General features: G+C 72.3%; 13 protein-coding genes. 10 read left to right on the top strand and 3 right to left on the bottom strand.

The window, feature by feature from the left end; all coding sequences use genetic code 11:
- The first annotated feature begins 57 nt into the window (after positions 1 to 57).
- From QSK18_RS09235 to QSK18_RS09250, 4 genes are all read left to right on the top strand, one after another.
- Entirely contained in the window at positions 58 to 1,050 is a 993-nt protein-coding gene (locus tag QSK18_RS09235; RefSeq protein ID WP_232809193.1) for a glycosyltransferase family 2 protein, read from the top strand.
- Between the two features lie 131 nt (positions 1,051 to 1,181).
- On the top strand, positions 1,182 to 2,405 hold the full coding sequence (locus QSK18_RS09240) for a glycosyltransferase family 4 protein (RefSeq protein WP_285617793.1): 1,224 nt from the start codon (positions 1,182 to 1,184) through the stop codon (positions 2,403 to 2,405).
- A complete protein-coding gene (locus tag QSK18_RS09245) occupies positions 2,402 to 3,583 on the top strand; it encodes a lysylphosphatidylglycerol synthase transmembrane domain-containing protein (protein WP_285617795.1) in 1,182 nt (393 codons plus the stop codon). The genes QSK18_RS09240 and QSK18_RS09245 overlap by 4 nt, the downstream gene beginning before the upstream one ends.
- 269 nt (positions 3,584 to 3,852) lie before the next feature.
- Entirely contained in the window at positions 3,853 to 4,983 is a 1,131-nt protein-coding gene (locus QSK18_RS09250) for a DNA-3-methyladenine glycosylase family protein (RefSeq protein WP_232809190.1), read from the top strand.
- Here the strand turns inward: QSK18_RS09250 and cofE are convergent.
- Positions 4,972 to 6,009: a coenzyme F420-0:L-glutamate ligase gene (gene cofE, locus QSK18_RS09255; RefSeq protein ID WP_285617801.1), complete on the bottom strand. Its 1,038-nt coding sequence runs from the start codon at positions 6,007 to 6,009 to the stop codon at positions 4,972 to 4,974. The genes QSK18_RS09250 and cofE overlap by 12 nt on opposite strands.
- 49 nt (positions 6,010 to 6,058) lie before the next feature.
- Complete coding sequence (gene cofD, locus QSK18_RS09260) at positions 6,059 to 7,051, bottom strand: 2-phospho-L-lactate transferase (RefSeq protein WP_232809188.1); 993 nt, start codon at positions 7,049 to 7,051, stop codon at positions 6,059 to 6,061.
- Between the two features lie 645 nt (positions 7,052 to 7,696).
- On the opposite strand from cofD, the gene QSK18_RS09265 reads away from it, so the two are divergent.
- From QSK18_RS09265 to QSK18_RS09275, 3 genes are read left to right on the top strand one after another with little or no spacing between them, the layout of a single operon-like run.
- Positions 7,697 to 7,984, top strand: coding sequence for a WhiB family transcriptional regulator (locus QSK18_RS09265; protein ID WP_232809489.1), 288 nt, complete (start codon positions 7,697 to 7,699; stop codon positions 7,982 to 7,984).
- Positions 7,985 to 8,023: 39 nt separating this feature from the next.
- On the top strand, positions 8,024 to 12,778 hold the full coding sequence (locus tag QSK18_RS09270) for a glycosyltransferase family 2 protein (RefSeq protein ID WP_285617805.1): 4,755 nt from the start codon (positions 8,024 to 8,026) through the stop codon (positions 12,776 to 12,778).
- Complete coding sequence (locus QSK18_RS09275; protein WP_285617807.1) at positions 12,775 to 14,358, top strand: DUF5719 family protein; 1,584 nt, start codon at positions 12,775 to 12,777, stop codon at positions 14,356 to 14,358. The genes QSK18_RS09270 and QSK18_RS09275 overlap by 4 nt, the downstream gene beginning before the upstream one ends.
- Here QSK18_RS09275 and QSK18_RS09280 read toward each other — a convergent pair whose 3' ends face one another.
- A complete protein-coding gene (locus QSK18_RS09280; RefSeq protein ID WP_232809185.1) occupies positions 14,359 to 14,829 on the bottom strand; it encodes a metallopeptidase family protein in 471 nt (156 codons plus the stop codon).
- A 224-nt stretch (positions 14,830 to 15,053) separates the two neighbouring features.
- Here QSK18_RS09280 and QSK18_RS09285 point away from each other — a divergent pair, with 224 nt between their 5' ends.
- From QSK18_RS09285 to QSK18_RS09295, 3 genes are all read left to right on the top strand, one after another.
- Positions 15,054 to 15,443, top strand: a complete 390-nt coding sequence (locus tag QSK18_RS09285) for a DUF3499 domain-containing protein (protein WP_232809184.1) — start codon at positions 15,054 to 15,056, stop codon at positions 15,441 to 15,443.
- A gap of 175 nt (positions 15,444 to 15,618) precedes the next feature.
- The gene (locus QSK18_RS09290; protein ID WP_232809183.1) at positions 15,619 to 15,930 is read left to right on the top strand and encodes a hypothetical protein; all 312 of its coding nucleotides are present in this window, start codon (positions 15,619 to 15,621) and stop codon (positions 15,928 to 15,930) included.
- A gap of 114 nt (positions 15,931 to 16,044) precedes the next feature.
- The gene (locus QSK18_RS09295; RefSeq protein ID WP_285617811.1) at positions 16,045 to 17,508 is read left to right on the top strand and encodes a phosphomannomutase/phosphoglucomutase; all 1,464 of its coding nucleotides are present in this window, start codon (positions 16,045 to 16,047) and stop codon (positions 17,506 to 17,508) included.
- Positions 17,509 to 17,519: the final 11 nt, after the last annotated feature.

The raw sequence follows: 17,519 nt of genomic DNA on the forward strand, positions 1-17,519 counted from the left end.
CACAGGGACCCGGGCATCGTCCGGAACGTCCTCCGGCAGCCGGTAATCTCACCCCCGATGAGTGCTTCGCCCGTGGCCCCCGAGTCCCCGACGTCTCCCCAGCCGATCGGGCAGCCGGTCGCGCCCGAGCCCGGTGGGGTGACCGCCACCATCGTGCTGCCCTGCTACAACGAGCAGGACCACGTGCTCGCCGAGCTCGAGCGCATCACCGCCGCGATGGACGCTTCCGGTCTGCCCTACGAGGTGCTCGCGATCGACGATGCGAGCACCGACAACACCCTGGCGGTGCTGCGTGAGGCCGCCACCCGGATGCCGAGCGTGCAGGTGCTGGCGTTCCGCCGCAACGGCGGTTCGGGCACGGCCCGGCGCATCGGCACCCTGCGGGCCCGCGGCGACATCGTCGTGTGGACCGATGCCGACATGACGTACCCCAACGAGCGCATCCCCGAGCTGGTCCAGATCCTGCTCACCGACCCGAGCTACGACCAGGTGGTCGGTGCCCGCCTCACCGAGGAGGGCACGCACAAGTGGCTGCGCGTGCCGGCGAAGTGGCTGATCCGCAAGATCGCCGAGCGGCTGAGCAACCAGAAGATCCCCGACCTGAACTCGGGTCTGCGGGCGTTCCGGCGCTCGGTCTCGCTGCCCTACCTGCGCCTGCTGCCGCCCGGGTTCTCCTGCGTCACCACGATCACGCTGTCGTTCCTGCAGAACCAGCACGACATCCGCTACGTCGAGATCGACTACGCGAAGCGGGCCGGCACCTCGAAGTTCCACTTCGTCCGCGACGCCTACCGCTACATCCTCCAGGTGCTGCGGATGATCATGTACTTCGACCCGCTCAAGGTGCTCATGCCGCTGGCCCTGTGGCTGCTGGCGATCGGGTTCGTGAAGGGGATCGTCGACATGGTCCGGCACCCGTTCTACTTCCCGGCCAACACCATGCTGCTGGTCATGGCCGGTCTGCTGATCGCCAGCATGGGCCTGCTGGCCGACCTGATCGTCCGCTCGCGGGGCGACAGCGCGCTCGATCCCGGCGTGCACGAGGGCTGAGGCGTGGCGCCCCGTTCAGCGCGCTGCACGGCGCCCCGGCTCGTCGGCCCGCGCTCCACGCGCGACTCCCGCACCTGCCGCTACCTGTTCTTCCGGTCGGCGCGGCGCGGTTGCCGGGGGTGGCGTTACTGATGACCAGTTCTCTCGTCTCGAACGGAAGCGCGTCGAAGGTGAACCCGGGCGGCCTGCGCATCGCGGTCGTGGGCCCCTCGCACCCGTTCAAGGGCGGCGTGGCGGCGCACACCACGCAGACCGCGCACGCCCTCTCGGCCGCCGGGCACGACGTCCAGCTGGTGTCGTGGTCGCGGCTGTACCCGCACGCGCTCTACCCGGGTGAGCAGGCCGTGCCCGACGGCGGCCCCGACCTGCCGCCCTACCCCGACACCGTCCGCCCGCTGCGGTGGGACCGGCCGAACACCTGGTGGAGCACCGGCAAGGCCCTGCGCGAGGTCGACCTGGTCATCGTCGTGGTGGTGGTGCCGATCCAGGTGCCCTCGCTGCTCACCCTGGTCCGCTCGATCCGGGTGGCCTCGCGGGGGCTCAAGGTCGGCTCGCCCCGGCCGCGCATCGTGGCCATCGCCCACAACGTGGTGCCGCACGAGACGCACCCGGGCGGCGAGATGCTGATCCGGCAGATGCTGCGCTCGGTCGACGGCATCGTCGTGCACTCGGCCGAACAGGCGCGCCTGGCCCACGAACTCGGCCTCGACCGGCGTCCGGTGGTCACCGTGCCGCTCGCCCCGCACCTGCCCGGCGGCCTGCCCGACCCGGCCGGCCGGCACCTGGCGGCCACCCGCGAACCGCGCGCCGAGGGCGATCCGCTGCGTGTGCTCACGCTCGGCATGGTGCGTGAGTACAAGGGCTACGACCTGCTGCTCGAGGCGACCAAGGGCGTGCCCGAGGTCACCGTCACGGTGGCCGGTGAGCAGTGGGGTCAGGCCGGTGAGCGGGTGCGCGAGCTGGCCGGTGACCCGGGGCTGGCCGGGCGGGTCGACCTGCAGCCCGGCTACGTGGCCGGCATCGACGTCCCGCCGCTGCTGGCCGCGCACGATGTGCTCGCCCTGCCCTACCGGCACGCCACCGCCTCGCAGAACGTGCTGCTCGGGCACGCCCACGGCCTGCCCGTGCTGGCCACCAGCGTCGGTACCTTCGGCGAAGACGTGCGGGACGGGGTGGACGGCCTGCTGGTCCCCCCGGGCGACGTGCCCGCCCTGGTCGCCGCGCTGAAGCGGCTCGCCGCCCCGGGTGAGCTGGACCAGTTGCGGGCCGGCCTGCCCGACATCGACCTGGCCGGGCCCTGGGCCCGCTACGTCGAGGCGCTCACCGGAGTGACTTCCGTCGAGTCCCGGCGGTGAGCCCGGTGGCCGGCGACCCACGCAAGCCCGACCAGGATTTCGGGTCGGGCCCGCGGGTGGGCGCCGGGGCGCCGGAGCCGGGTGAGGTTTCGCAGCCGGGCGAGGCCGGCGGCCCGGGGCAGACGGGGCAGACGGGGCAGGGTCCCGCGAGCGGTTCACCGGCTTCCGCGGCCTCGGCTGACGAGGCGGCCCCGTCTTCGGGGTCAGGCAGCAAGGCCCTCGTCGCCCGGCTCGGCTCCGTCGCCGGTCAGGCCAGTGAGCTCAGCCGCACGCGCTGGTTCCGCATCTCCTTCGGCCTGCTCCTGGTGGCCCTGGCCGCCTGGGCCGTGCTCTCCCAGCGCGAGCAGGTCACCGACGCGATCAGCCAGCTCAGCCCGGGCTGGCTGGTGCTCGCCGCGTTGGCCACCATGGTCAACGTGGCCCTGGCCGGCATGGTCTGGCGCACCAACCTGGCCGACCTCGGCTCCCCCCTGAAACTTCCGGTGGCCGCCCGCATCTTCTTCGTCGGCCAGCTCGGCAAATACCTGCCGGGCAGCGTGTGGCCGGTGGTCATGCAGACCGAGCTGGGCCGCGACCATCACGTGCCCCGCCGCCGCACCGCCACCGCCACCGTCGTGGGCATGCTCCTGTCGGTGCTCAGCGCGCTGCTCGTGGTGCTGATCGCCGTGCCGTTCGCCCCCGAGGCCCTGCCCGACGGCTTCGGCTGGGCCGTGCTCCTGGTCGTCCCCCTGGCCGTGGTGCTGCACCCCGCCGTCATGGGCCGCCTGGTCGACCGGGCCCTGCGCATCGTCAGCAAAGAGGGCCTGCCCGAGCGCACCTCCGGCCGGGGCACCCTGACCGCCACGCTCTGGGCCATCGGTTCCTGGATCGGCGCGGGCCTGCAGGTGTTCGCGCTGAGTGTGCCGCTGGGCGCCGACGCCACGCTCTCCACCGCGATCCTGCTGATCGGCGGCTACGCCCTGGCCTGGGCGGTCGGCTTCGTCATCATCATCGCTCCGGCCGGGGCCGGCGCTCGTGAGGTGGCGCTGGCGGCGGTGCTCGCGCAGGTGCTGGACAGCCACGGCAAGGTGGTCGTGGTGGTCCTGGTGTCGCGGGTGCTGTTCACCCTGGTCGACCTGGTCGCGGCGGGCGCGGGGATCCTGGCGGCCCGGCGGCACCAGCCGGCCGCTCACCCCTGATCGACCCACCTGCGGCCCGCCCGCGACCGGGCAGCTCGACCTACCTGCGGCCCGCACTCGACCGGGCAGCTCGACCTACCCAGTCCGGCCCTCGACCGGTCAGCTCGACCTACCCAGTCCGCCTCCCCGTCGCCCCGAGTAACCCGCGTCACATTGGTCCCATCACCTGACCGATTGCGACCAATCTGTCACTGATAGATGTCGGGGTCGGCTCCGCCAATCCGCGTGGTTGCCTCCGCTGGCGCAGATCGGCAGGGCATGCTGGGCCTGTGAACTCCAGCGGCGACTTCTCCCGGCAGGCCCCGGCCGGCTCGGTCGGTCGTAGTCGTCCGGGCGGTGGCCCGAGCCGGGGGCGCCGGGCGATGAGCCGTGTTCTGCCCACTCAGGTGTCGGGCCTGGCCGGGGCTTACACAGCTGAGCCCAAAGTCAACGGCGCCAAGAGCGGCCAGACCAACAGCGTCAAGAGCAGTTCCGTGCAGTCGGCGAGCCGGGTCTGGCGGCCGGGGACACCGATTTCCATCCACCAGACGCTCTCAGGCCTGCGTCGGGGCGGTTCCGACCCCTGCTTCCGTACCCAGGCCGGCGCGCCGATCTGGCGCGCCACCCGTACGCCAGACGGCCCGGCGCTCCTGCGGCTGGTCGCCCGGGCGAGCGCGGGCGAGGTAGAGGCCACGGCCTGGGGCCCGGGGGCAGACTGGGTGCTCGACGGAGTGCCGGAACTGCTGGGGGAAGCGGACGATCCGTCGGGGTTCGTGCCCCGGCCCGAGCACACCAAGCTGGTGCAGGCCTGGCGCTCCCGCCCGGGGTATCGGGTCCCGCGCAGCCGGGCGGTCTTCGAGGCACTGGTCCCGGCCGCCCTGGAGCAACGGGTCACCGGCCTGGAGGCGCGTCGGGCCTGGCGCATTCTGGTGCTGAAATTCGGTGAGCCAGCGCCCGGCCCCACGTCCGAGGCGTCAGGTATGTACGTTCCGCCGGATGCAGCGACCTGGCGGCAGATCCCTTCGTGGGTATGGCTGAAGGCCGGGGTAGACGAAGCTCGCCGCCGTGCGGTGCTCAACGCTGCACAGGTGGCCGGCCGGCTGGAAGAAACCGTGGGCCTGTCGCACGACGAGGCCGCCCGACGGCTGCGGACCGTGCCGGGGATCGGGATCTGGACGGCGGCTGAGATCCGGCAGCGGTCCCACGGAGACCCGGACGCGTTCTCCTGGGCCGACTATCACGTGTCCCGCAACGTCTCCTGGGCTCTGACCGGCACCGTCATGGACGATGCCGGCTGCGCCGAGGTGATCGAGTGCTACCGAGGGCAGCGCTATCGGGTGCAGAAGCTGCTGGAACTGGACGCCGTTCAGCGGCCTCGCCGAGCACCCCGCATGACGCTGCCCACGCACCTACCCAGGTAGCAGGCGAAGCCCGCGGGGCTCCAACGTGATCGTCACCGTCAGGTCTTCCGACCAGGCGGCGGCGGAGAGACGCTGAGCCAGTGCGCCGAGCGCAACGGGGTCGGCCGGGAGTTCGGGCACCACGAAGAGCCCGGCTTCTTCCACATTCACCACGCACACCGGCGCAGCCACTCCCGGCAACGGGGACGGCGCCGCAAGGGCGACCTCCACTGCCCGCAGCAGTCGGTCCAGCACCGGCCCGGGAGGTGCCGTAGGCGCCTCGACCAATTCCGGATCTACCCCGAGTGCCCAGCGCACAGCCTCGACCTGGCCGTACCGAAACCAGTCCGATGCAGCGGGACGCAACAATGCAGCGGCACCCGGCCCGTCCTCGTCCTTTGGTAGAACGAAATCGCCGTACCCCCGCACCAGAGCCACGGGGACGCCACTGAGCTTGCCCTTCACCAGATCCGCAGCCCCAGCCAACTCGTCGGCCACCGCGCGGATCGTCACCTCCATGCGCTGCCCGTGCGTGTCGTTCTCACCCCGCAGATCTTCGGTGGGGGAGAGGCCGGCGCAGCCCAAGGCGAAGTCGGTCTGCCCATCGCGCCAGGCCCGACCGGCAGTGTCGGAGACGATCACGCCCAGACGGAGCCCGGTGCCGGCGGCCAAGGCTGAACGCAGAGCGCGGGCGGAGGCATCCGAGTCGACCGGCAGGAGCAGCACTGTGCCCGGCGCGACGTTGGAGTTGTCTACCCCCGCCGCCGCCATGACCGGGCCAGCCGCGGCCTCGACGATGCGGGCGAGCCCACCTGGAGTACGTCGGGCCGCGACCAGGCGCCGCGACTGAGCGGTGATCTGCTCGTCGCGGTCCTGCGCCCCGACCGTGCGCCCCTCGGCCTTGGAGACGATCTTGCTGGAGACGACGAGCACGTCGCCGTCCTGCAGCACCGTCCCCGCGGCGGCCAGGATCAGAGCCGCCACGTCGTCCCCGGCCGACACCTCACCGATGCCGGGCAGCGGAACGACCCTCAGCTCACCGTTCATCGTTGCCTCTCCTCGTCCGGATCGCGCCGGTCAGGGGCGACCGGACGGCTCATCCCAGCTGGGTGGCCAGGTCGAGAGCGGCCGCAGCGATCGCGGCGGTCGCCTCCACATCACTCATCAGCAACGGCACCGCGCGCAGGGCAACACCTTCAGGCATCGTGCTGCCGGCATCACCCGGCGCCACCAGCCAGCCACCGAGGAAGTCGGAGTACAGGTCGGCCACCGCCGCCGCCGACGTCTCCACCCCGATCGCACTCAGGCAGGCATCGGCCATCCCGCGCACCGGAGCGCCCCCGATGATCGGCGACACCCCGACCACCGGCGCCTTGGTCGCGCGGATCGCGTCGCGGATACCGGGCACCGCCAGGATCGTGCCGATCGAGACCACCGGATTGCTCGGCGGCAGCAGCACCACGTCGGCGTCGGCGATCGCCTCGAGCACCCCCGGGGCCGGCTTGGCCTGGTCGATGCCGACCGCGAGGATCTGCCGGGCCGGGGCGGCGGCGTGCAGCCGGACCCACCACTCCTGGAAGTGCACCGCCTTCACCGCGGGCGTGCCGTCGGCGTGCGCCTCGCCCTCCGGATCGTCGATCACCACGTGGGTCTCGATCGGGTCGTCACTCATCGGCAGCAGCCGGACCCCCGGCTGCCAGCGGGCGCACAGCGCCTCGGTGACCGCGGACAGCGGGTAGCCCAGACCGAGCATGCGGGTGCGCACGAGGTGGGTGGCGATGTCCCGGTCGCCGAGCGTGAACCACTGCGGTTCGGCCCCGTAGGCGGCCAGTTCGGCGGCCACGCCGAAGGTCTCGCCGGCCCGGCCCCAGCCCTGTTCCGGGTGGATCCCGCCGCCCAGCGTGTACATGACGGTGTCGAGGTCGGGGCAGATCCGCAGGCCGTGCAGGGTGACGTCGTCGGCGGTGTTGCCGATCACCGTGACCTCGTGCGGGCCGTCCGGGCCGGTCGGGAGGGAGTCGAGATGGTGCAGAAGGCCACGGAGGAATCGTGCGCCGCCGACCCCACCGGCCAAAGCCGTGATGCGCATGGCTTGATCCTTTCAGACTGCTTTTCGCATCGCGGTTCGGGAGCACCCAACCGCATCGGGGGTGGGGCCATCAGTGCAGGGGCGCACCTGTCGGTCGGGGATTGCGGGGATACGGCCGTGCACTGTCGATCCGATCGGTGTGAGGGGCATCATTCGGGACCCATCGGGACTCATCACAGGGAACCGAACGGACACAACCGGGAGTTGGCACCTGCACCGGAGGATTTCGCCCCGACGAACGGGGGAGGGGAGCGTCGCATGCCCGGATGACATTTTCTCGGCCCATTTCCGGCGAGTGCGTCCCGGAAGCGGTGACCATGATCGCACCGGTAACAACCGCCCCATGCGTCGCGGAGCGAGATGTCCTATCTTCTCCCGATCAGGGTGGGTGAAAAACCGCTTCTTGCACGCACTCGTGCAAGTGTCAATTTGAGCCGTCTAGCAGATTCCAGCTTGACGCCTTGGGTACGACACGCGTGTAATTTCATTGGTGTCAAGAGCAGGAAATCACCTAACGTATGCGCGCCATCACGCTTAGTGGGGGGAACGCCCTGTCAAAGGGGCCCGGGTCGAGGGAGGCGCCAAGTGCACGAGCTCATGGCGGCAGGTGACATCATCATCAGCGAGAGCACGAACGACGGGGAAATGTCGGAGAATTCGGCCGAGCTGGATGTCCTCACCCTGGTTGCCACGAGTTCCGACGGCCTGCCCCCGGAGCTGGCCTGGCAGGAGCGGGCACTGTGCGCGCAGACCGACCCGGAGGCGTTCTTCCCGGAGAAGGGCGGCTCCACCCGTGAGGCCAAGCGCGTCTGCATGTCGTGCGAGGTGCGGGCCGAGTGCCTGGAGTACGCGCTGGCCAAGGACGAGCGGTTCGGTATCTGGGGCGGTCTGTCCGAGCGTGAGCGCCGCCGCGTGAAGAAGCAGGCGGTCTGAGCCCGGCCGAACAGTTCCCGTTGTCATGAGAATCTCGCTGTGAGTCCTCGTGGCCAGGCAGCACCAGCCGGGTCCGGCGCCGACAACCGGCGGCCGGACCTGCTTTTCGTCGACCCGGAGCTGGAGCCGCCGGACGAGGAGATCGACTGGTCGTCCTGGCAGCCCCCGCAGGAGCCGGGTCCCTCGGTCGTGGTCACCGCCGTCCTGGTCGCCCACGACGGTGCCGCCTTCCTGCCGCGCACTCTCGATGCACTCGAGGCCCAGACCCGCCGTCCCGACCGTCTGATCGCGGTCGACGCGGGCTCGGCCGACGGCAGTGCCGACATGCTCGCGATCGCCACGCCCGACCTGGTGCGGCTGGGGCCGCAGACCGGTTTCGGGCCGGCGGTGCGCGCGGCTCTCGATTCCGTCGGGTCCCAATTGAGGACGCCGGTGAGCACCGCGGCCGGGTCGGCCCACCGATCGCTCGGGTCGGCTGTGGAAAACCCGGCTGTTCTGGCGATTTCCGGAGCTCTGGCCACCCAGGGTGACCAGCCGCCGGTGGAGTGGCTCTGGCTGCTGCACGACGACGGGGCTCCCGCGCCGGACGCCCTGCAGAAGCTGATCGAGACCGTCGACGCCGGTCCCTCGATCGGGATCGCCGGCTGCAAGCAGGTCAGCTGGGCCGACAGCCGCCGCCTTCTCGACGTCGGCTTCACCACCTCGCGCTTCGGGGCCCGGGTGACCGGGGTCGACCTGGACGACATCGACCAGGGGCAGCTGGACCACCGCAGCGACGTGCTGGCCGTGGCCACCCCGGGAATGCTTGTCCGGCGCGACCTCTGGGAACGTCTGGGCGGTCCCGACCCGGCCCTGGGCAACGCCCGCATCGATCTCGACCTGTGCCGTCGGGCTCATCTGGCCGGCGAGCGCGTGGTGGTGGTGCCCCAGGCGGTGATGGCGCACGCCGAGGCGACTTCGTCCGGTCTGCGCGGGACTTCGAAGAGTGTCGGCTCGGCCCGGAGCATCGCCGCGGCCGGGGCCCTGCGCGACCGGCGGGCCGCCGTGCACCTGCGGCTGGCCTCGGTCGCCCTGCCCCTGCTGCCCCTGCTGATCGTCTGGCTGGGGGCGGCGGCGGTGGTCCGGGCACTGGCCCGGCTCGCGCTCAAGCAGCCCGATCGTGCGCTGGGCGAGATCGCCGCGTACCTCCTGGCCCTCTGCCACCCGGTGGCCTGGATCAGGGCGCGCTGGCGGGCGCGCAAGGGGCGCACCATGTCACGCCGCGAATACCGGCGTCTGCTGGCGGGAATCCGGCCGACGCTGCGCCAGCGGCGAGACCGGCTCTCCTCGTACCTACGGGCGCAGGAGGAGGCGTGGGCCGAGCCCGCGCCTGGAGCAGGCGTTCCGGTGCCCCCCTCAGCCCGCCCGGCGGTCCGGAAGAAGGGCCGCGAGGTAGCGCGTCCGGGCCGGAAGGCCCCCGATGCGCCCCGCCGAGGATGGGCGGTGCGCAGGCCCCGGGTCGACGAGCTCGCCCAGACCCCGACCACCTCGGTCGGGGCCGAGGGCCTGGTGATCGACGTTCGCGATCACACCGACCTAGCCGGAACCTCACCCGGCGAGGCCCGGCACCCGTTGGACGACCCGGACCGCGACGACGCCCCGATCACTCCCGCGCCGGTGGCCTTCCCCTCCGAGGACGAGATCCGGTTCGACGACGAGCGCGAACTGCCGCGCCGGCCGGTCTCGTTCCGGATCGGCCTGCTGGTGGCGTTCCTGACCGGGGCCGCCGGCCTGGTGGCCCTGCGGGTGCTGCTGCGCGGTTCCGGGGTGCCGGTGGGCGACGCACTGATCCCCGCCCCGGCCGAGGCCGGCCGGCTCTGGGCCACCGGGCTGGCCAGCTGGCGCCCGACCGGCCTGGGGGTCTCGGCCGCCGCCGACCCGTTCGACCTGGTGCTCGCGCTGATCTCCTGGCCGTTCGCCGGATCCACCCGCGCGGGCACCGAGTTCCTGCTGCTCGGCGCCCTGCCGCTGGCCGCCCTGGCGGCCTGGGCGGCGGCCTCGGCGCTCACCCGCTCGCGCGCTCTGCGGGCCTGGGCCGCGCTGGTCTGGGCCGCCGCCCCGTCGCTGATCCTCTCGGTCACGGCGGGCCGGCTCGGCGCGATCGTGGCGCACCTGCTGCTGCCGCTCACCGCGCTCGCCCTGACCCGGGCGGTCGGCCTGCGCCCGCTGGAACCGCTCGGCCCCTCGATGCCGGGCATGGTGCGCCGCCGCCGGGCCTCCTTGGCCGCAGCCTCCGGCGCCGGTCTGGGCCTCACCGTCCTGATCGCCGCCGCGCCCGCCCTGACCCTGCCGGCCCTGTTCACCGTCCTGGTGCTCCTGGCCGTGGCCAGGACCGGGCGCCGGCTGCTGCTGTGGACGCTGGTCGTACCCGCAGTCCTGCTCGCCCCCTGGTGGCAGGCCGTGGCCCGAGACCCGCGTCTGCTCCTGGCCGAGCCCGGGGGAGCCAGCACGGACCGGCCCGGTTCGCCGGGCTGGGCTGCTGCCCTGTGGCCCGCCGACCCGGCTGTCATCAACCGCGGCCCGGTGCACGACCTGGCCCGGATCGTCGCCGAACTCACCGGCATCGGCGGTTCCGGCCTCTGGCTGCGTGCGCTGGCGGTGTTCGTGGTGGTGCCGCCGATCCTGCTCGGCCTCACCGCGCTCACCGGCCGCCTCCGGCGCCGGATCGCCGTGCTGGCCTGGCTGGTCGGCCTGGCCGCGCTGGTCACGGCGGTGGCGATCCCGGTGGTGGTCACCCGTCCGGGCCCGGACGGGATCCTTCACGGCTGGTCCGGACCGGCCGTCTCACTGCTTCTGCTCACGCTGGTGACTGCGGCGCTGTCGAACCTCGATGGTGCGGCGGGCCGCTTGCGGGCGCGGAGCATCGGGTTCGGGCACTGGAGCGCGGTCACCATGGGCGCGCTGGCGGTGCTTACCCCCGTGCTGGTTCTGACCTCCTGGGCGGCCGACGGCTGGACGGGGAGCCCGAACCGCTGGGTGCACCGCACCGATCCAGAGGTGCTGCCCGCAGTGGCGGCGGCCGAGGCCGACGGTCCGGCGGCCACTCGCACGCTGGCCATTCAGCCCGCGGCCAACAGTGTGCGGTGGACGCTCTACCGCACCGGTGGTCCGCAGATCGGGCAGGAGTCGGCGGCCTCCCTCACGCCGTCGGCGCTGGCGGCGCGGGCCGGTGGCGACGAGCCGGTGCTGAAGGCCATCGGTGCGCTGTTGTCCGGCTCGGACGAGGACCAGCGCGAGCGTTTCGCCGACCTCGACGTCGGCTCGGTGCTGCTGCTCACCGGCCGCCCCGCTGATCCCGAGGCGAGCGAGGCCGCGCTGGCGGCCTTGGACGTGGCGCCCGGGCTGGTCCGGGTGAGCAACTCCGGCGGCAAGGTGCTGTGGCGGGTGGAACTGGCCCCCGGCGCCGCGGTCGAGTCGGGAACGGAAGACGACGAGGCTGCCCCGACCCGCCCGGCGCGGGTCCGGCTGCTGTCCTCCGAAGGTGAGCTCATCACCACCGTGCCCGCTCCCAGCGTCAACTTCACGGCGCAGATCCCCAGTGGTGAACCCGGCCGGATGCTCGTGCTCAGCGAGCGCGAAGACTCCGGCTGGCAGGCCACGCTCGGCGGATCCGACCTCGAACCCGCCACTCACGCGGGCTGGGCCCAGGCGTTCGAACTGCCGGCCGAGGGCGGCACCCTGGCGGTCCAGCACGAGCCGGCCACCGGCAGCGCCCACAACCTGACCAGGCTCGTCGTTCTCGGCCTGGCTCTGCTGATCGCGGTTCCTCTGCCGCGTCGCCGGCTCCGTCTGCTCATTCCGCAGAAGGGCTGGCGTCCGCAGTCTCAGCAGTCCTCGGTCGCTCCGCCGGTCAGCACCGGCCGCCGGGTCCGGAGGCCGGGAGACGCCGCCGATCGCCCGCGTCGGGGCGAAAAGACGCGTACGTCAGGGCAGTCGGGTGGTACCGATCCGGCGCAGGCCTATGCCGAGCATCAGGCCCGGATGACCGATCTGGCCCGCCGTCTGGCGGTAGAGGCGGCCGACGGTGACGATCCGATGGCGCAGCGGCCCTCGCGGCGGCGTCGGCGGGCGGCCCGCCAAGCGGCCGAGGCGCTGGCGGCGGAAGCAGCGGCCGCGCAGGCCCGTCAGGCGGTGCAGGCCCGGCTGGCGGCCGAGGCTCGTCCGACAGTCCAGGCGCAGGAGGAAGCGCCCGAGACCGTCGTTCAGGACGAGGAGCCGGTTGCCGAAGAGGTCCTGGAGTCCGGCGAAACCGACTCCACGCCAGTTCAGCCCGACGACCCGGACGTGGAGCCCTCGCCCGAGCCGGCCCACCACGAAACCCAGGATGTAGAGGCCGAGTCGCCGGAAGCGTCCGTAAACGACCCGGAGCCGACCGGAGTCGAAGGTGAGCCGACAGCGTCGGGGCTCGAGGACGTCCAAAAACCGCTTGAGACCCGGCCCGGCACCGAGGCGACCTCTCCGGCGCTCTTGCCGCCGGGTCCTCGTACCTCTCACGAGAACGAGCCGGCCGAAGAGGATGTGACTGCGGTCGCAGAGATCACCGCCGATTCGGGTGATTCACCACTGGTCGAAAGCGCGCCGAATCCGGCGGGTTCCGCCGATAGCGCGGCGGTCGCCCCCCGAAGTGGGGACGCAGCAACACGCCCGGACCAGGGGGAGACTTCCGATGGTCCGGTCCGTCAGCAGGGCCGCGAGCGCGGCCGGGAAGCGGGTCACGACGCTCCGGCCGACTCTGGGGAGGAAGAGAGTTCGTGAACCAGCGCGCACGTGGGGCACTTTCGGTGACAGGAGTGCTGACGGTGGCTGGGGGCATCGCGGTCGGTGCCGCAATGCTGCCCGAGCAGATCGGCGTCAGTGCGGTTTCCAGCACCGTCTCCAACCGGTTGCCGGCTGCGATGGCCGTGCCCACCCTGGCCTGTTCGGGGCCCGAGACGCTGGTGGTGCCCGAAGGTGGGAAGGCAGTCAGCCCGGACGCCGGTGTGCTGATCAGCGCGCTGCTGGCCTCCGAGGGCGAGGCCGAGGCCGAACTCCAGGCCGAGGGGAAGAACTTCGACGCCATCCGGCAGCTGAGCGAAAGCGTTCCCAAGACCGGGTTCTCGGTGCACCCGGGCACCCGGGTCGAACTGGAGAACGAGGAGGGGCAGGCCTCGGTCGCCGGCCTCTCCACCTGGAACCTCGGTCCGATCGTGATGACGGCGGAGGCCGGACGATCCGGCGACGCGCCCGAACTGGCCGCTGTGCAGTCGACTCTCACCGCCAAGGGCGACCTGCGCGGGCTGTCCGCGAGTCGCTGCGACCAGACCTCCGGCGATGCCTGGCTGGTCGGTGGGGGCACCCGGACCGGTCAGCGACTGCGGCTGGTGCTGTCCAACCCCACGGCTTCGGCGGCGGTGGTGGACGTGACTGTGCTGGGGGCCGACGGTCGGGTGGAGGCGCCTTCCGGAGATGGTGTGGTGGTACCCGCAGGCGGCCAGACCCCGCTGTTCGTAGACGCTCTCGCGCCGGACCAGGAGCGCGTGGCAGTGCACGTGGTGGCCCGTAGCGGTCAGGTGGTCGCGCGGATGCACGACTCGAGGCTGCGAGGCCTGGTGCCCAGTGGGGTGGACGTGGTCTCGCCCTCTGCCGAACCGGCCCGACGACAGCTGATTCCGGGCATCTCGCTGGTCAACGGATACTCCCGCACGGCCGACGATCCGGCGGCCCCCGGCTCCACCTCGGTTCGCGTGGCGGTGCCGGGCAGCGAGGAGGCCGTGGTCCGGGTGCGTCTGCTCAGTTCTTCCGGTGAGGCCGAGATGCCCACTCCGGCAGTGCTCAACATTCCGGGCGGCGGTGTGGCGGACGTACCGGTCTCGGGTATCGCGTCGGGTACCTACACGGCGGTGGTGGAGGCCGACGTTCCGGTGGTCGCGGCGGCTCAGATCGGCCGCCTGGGCAGCCCCGGGCGCCAGGCCACCGAGTTCGGCTGGGCCCCGGCGGTGCCGGCCCTCGACCGCGGCGGCTACTCGGTGCTGCCCGCAGGCAGTCGGGCGACGGTCTCGCTGGTGGCGGCGGGCCCGGACAGTGCCCTGACGATCACCCCGATCGATGCCGAGGGGCGCGAGCTGAAGCCGGTGAAGGTCGAGATGAAGAAGGGCACGGGCTCGGCGTTCCCGCTGGAGGAGAAGACGGCGGCGTTCCGGATGTCCCGGCCGGAGGGCGGGCCGGTGGCTGCTTCGCTGGTGGCGACCTCGACGGACGAGTCGGGCACCTCGATCACCGTGCTCGGGGTGCAGCCGGCCTCGGCCGACGACGTGCCGGCCACGGCGGTCGCCGACACCCGGGTCGGTCTGCGGTGATCAGCTGTCGCGGTTGTAGCGCGGGTCGACCTCTTCGGGGGTGAGGTCGAGCAGGTGGGCCACCTGCTCGACGACCACGCTCTGGGCCAGGTCGCCGATGTCCTGTGCGTCGGCGGCCCGGGTCTCCACCGGGCGGCGGTAGACCACGATGCGGGGAGGCAGGGCGCCGTCGGCGGGGAAGAACCGGCCCAGGGGGATCTCGCCGTGCTCCCAGGGCGACGGGTCGCTCGGGGGTACGTCCTCCACCGCGAACTCGACGTCGCTCAGTTCCTTCTCCCAACGCGCGGACAGGTGGTCCACCGCGTCGAGCACCAGGTCGTCGAAACGGTCGGCGCGGCTCTTCCAGGCCGGGACGGAGCGGGGGAGCAGCTGGCCGCGGATGCCGCGCCCACGCCGGTCACGGCGTTTCGGGCGGCCTCCGGACGAGCCTCCGGGGGAGGCCGGATCCGGGATCACGCGAGGTCGGGCCACCCGCTGAGGATACTGGAGGACGTCCGTCGGCCCTCTGATCCGCCCGGAACCCGCCCGGAATTTGTGCGCGCGGTGATCTGTGGGCTCGGCATCCGTGACGTCCGGGGACGGATCGGGCAAGATGAGTGCGTCCTCACCGGTCAGGAGCCGGTGGTGGCGACGACACGAATCGGGTGGCGCGCCGGTGCGGCCGGTGCGTCTGATGAGGGAGTAACTTCTCAATCGTGAGTGGAGTGCGCCGTTGTTCCCGGACCGCTTGCCAGCGGGTAGCGGTCGCCACGCTCACCTATGTCTACTCCGACTCCACGGCGGTGCTCGGCCCGTTGGCCACGTACGCCGAACCGCACTGCTACGACCTGTGCGCGGTGCACGCCGAGCGGCTGACCGCCCCTCGCGGCTGGGAGATCGTCCGGCTCGCACCGGGGGAGTTCGTCCCGCCGCCGCCCTCGCACGACGACCTGCTGGCCCTGGCCGACGCGGTGCGTGAGGCCGCCCGCCCGCCGGCCGGTGAGCTCCCGCCCGACGCCGACGCCGAGCTGTCCACGGTCGAGGTCGGGCGGCGCGGGCACCTGCGCGTTCTGAAGGATCCGATCCTGGGCGAACCCCTCACCTGAGAAGTCCGCATTTCGCTGCTTCGGCGCCGGTCCGGGTGGGATGTCAGGACACTCCGGTGACTCAAGGTGCCGGTGTGACTCGCCGAATGACAGGGAGCATCGCAGCAGCCTGCGTTCGGGTGACTACCCGGCGTGGGTCACTTCCCCTGTCGTCCGAAGCAAGGATCTCCCCTCCATGACTTCTCAGTCCCGGGCCTCCACAGCGGACTCGGCCTCGTCGGCAGCAACCACGCCGACCCGTGGCCGGCGCCGCGGCCGTACGGCGGGCCCGTCGATCCCGCTGGGGTCGCTGACCCAGCGCGAGCACCGGTCCGAGATCCAGTGCCAGGCCTGCGGCAGCAGCCGGGTGACCCGGCTCTCGATGAACCTGACCGACGGCACCCCGGTGGAGTTCACCTCCTGCCACCGCTGCGAGCACCGCACCTGGGAGCACGGCGGGGACGCCCTGAGCGTCGCCTCCGTGCTCGACAAGGCCCGAAAGAACTAGATAAAGGACGTTTGTGGCGGTCCGGCCCGTCCGAACGGGTCGGACCGCGCCAACGAGACCTGGTCGTGTCCGTTCCGGGCCCGGGGCCGGTGGCGGCTCAGATAGCCTTCCCCGGTGGCTCAGCTCACCGAAATCGTCAAAGCCAACGACATCCGTGGCCTGGTCGGCACTCAGCTGACCGAGCGGATCGCGCGCGCCCTGGGATCGGCGTTCGCCCGTGCGGTGCTCTCCCCGACCCCGGACGGCCGGCCCGGCCGGGTCCTGATCGGCCGGGACATGCGCGACACGGGCGAGGCCCTGGCGCAGGCCTTCGCCGCCGGCGTCACCGGTGAGGGCGGGGAGGTGGTGATGATCGGCCTGTGCAGCACCGACGGCCTCTACTACGCCAGCGGCGCCCTCGACGCGCCGGGTGTGATGCTCACCGCCAGCCACAACCCGGCCAGCTACAACGGGATGAAGATGTGCCGGGCCGGGGCCCGCCCGATCGGCCTGGACAGCGGTCTGGCCGAGATCCGCGACCTGGCCCAGAAGCTGCTCGACGACCCGGCCTGGGGGCTCGACGAGCCGGCCCGCCCGGCCGTCGGGGAGCGCGACACGCTGCGCGGCTACGCCGAGCACCTGCGCGGCCTGGTGCCGCTGGGCTCGCGCCGCAAGCTGAAGATCGTGGTCGACGCGGGCAACGGGATGGCCGGCCTGACCGTGCCGGCCGTGCTCGGCGCCGCGATCGGCCTGCCCGAACTGCCGCTCGAGATCGTCCCGATGTACTTCGAGCTGGACGGCACCTTCCCCAACCACGAGGCCAACCCGCTCGACCCGGCCAACCTGCTGGACCTGCAGAAGGCCGTGCCCGCCCACGGCGCCGACCTCGGCCTGGCCTTCGACGGCGACGCGGACCGGTGCTTCGTGATCGACGAGCGCGGCGAGCCGGTCAGCCCGAGCGCGATCACCGCGCTGGTGGCCGCCCGGGAGATCGCCAAGGAGCGCGCCGCCGGCCGCGAGGCCACGGTGATCCACAACCTGATCACCTCCCGCGCCGTGCCCGAGGTGATCGCCGAGAACGCCGCGAAGGCGGTGCGCACCCGGGTCGGTCACGCGTTCATCAAGGTCGAGATGGCCAACCACGACGCGGTCTTCGGTGGCGAGCACTCGGCCCACTACTACTTCCGCGACTTCTGGTTCGCCGACACCGGCATGCTGGCCGCGCTGCACGTGCTGGCCGCCCTGGGCGAGCAGGACGGCCCGCTGTCCGGGCTGGTCGCGCAGTACGAGCGGTACACGCCCAGCGGTGAGATCAACTCGGTGGTCTCCGACGTGGACGAGGCCACCGCCCGGGTGGCCAAGGCCTTCGAGAGCCGCCCGGGCGTGGTGGTGGACCGGCTCGACGGCCTGACCATCAGCCACGAGGCCGACGCCCCGGCCGGCGAGGGCAGCTACCCCGGTCTGTGGTGGTTCAACCTGCGCCCGAGCAACACCGAGCCGCTGCTGCGCCTGAACTCCGAGGCCGCCGACCCGGCGGTGATGGCGGCGCTGCGCGACGAGGTGCTCGGTCTGGTCCGGGCGGCCGAGGTCGCCAGCTGACGACGGGATGC

It is taken from the genome of Kineosporia sp. NBRC 101677, from assembly GCF_030269265.1.
Lineage (GTDB): Bacteria > Actinomycetota > Actinomycetes > Actinomycetales > Kineosporiaceae > Kineosporia > Kineosporia rhizophila.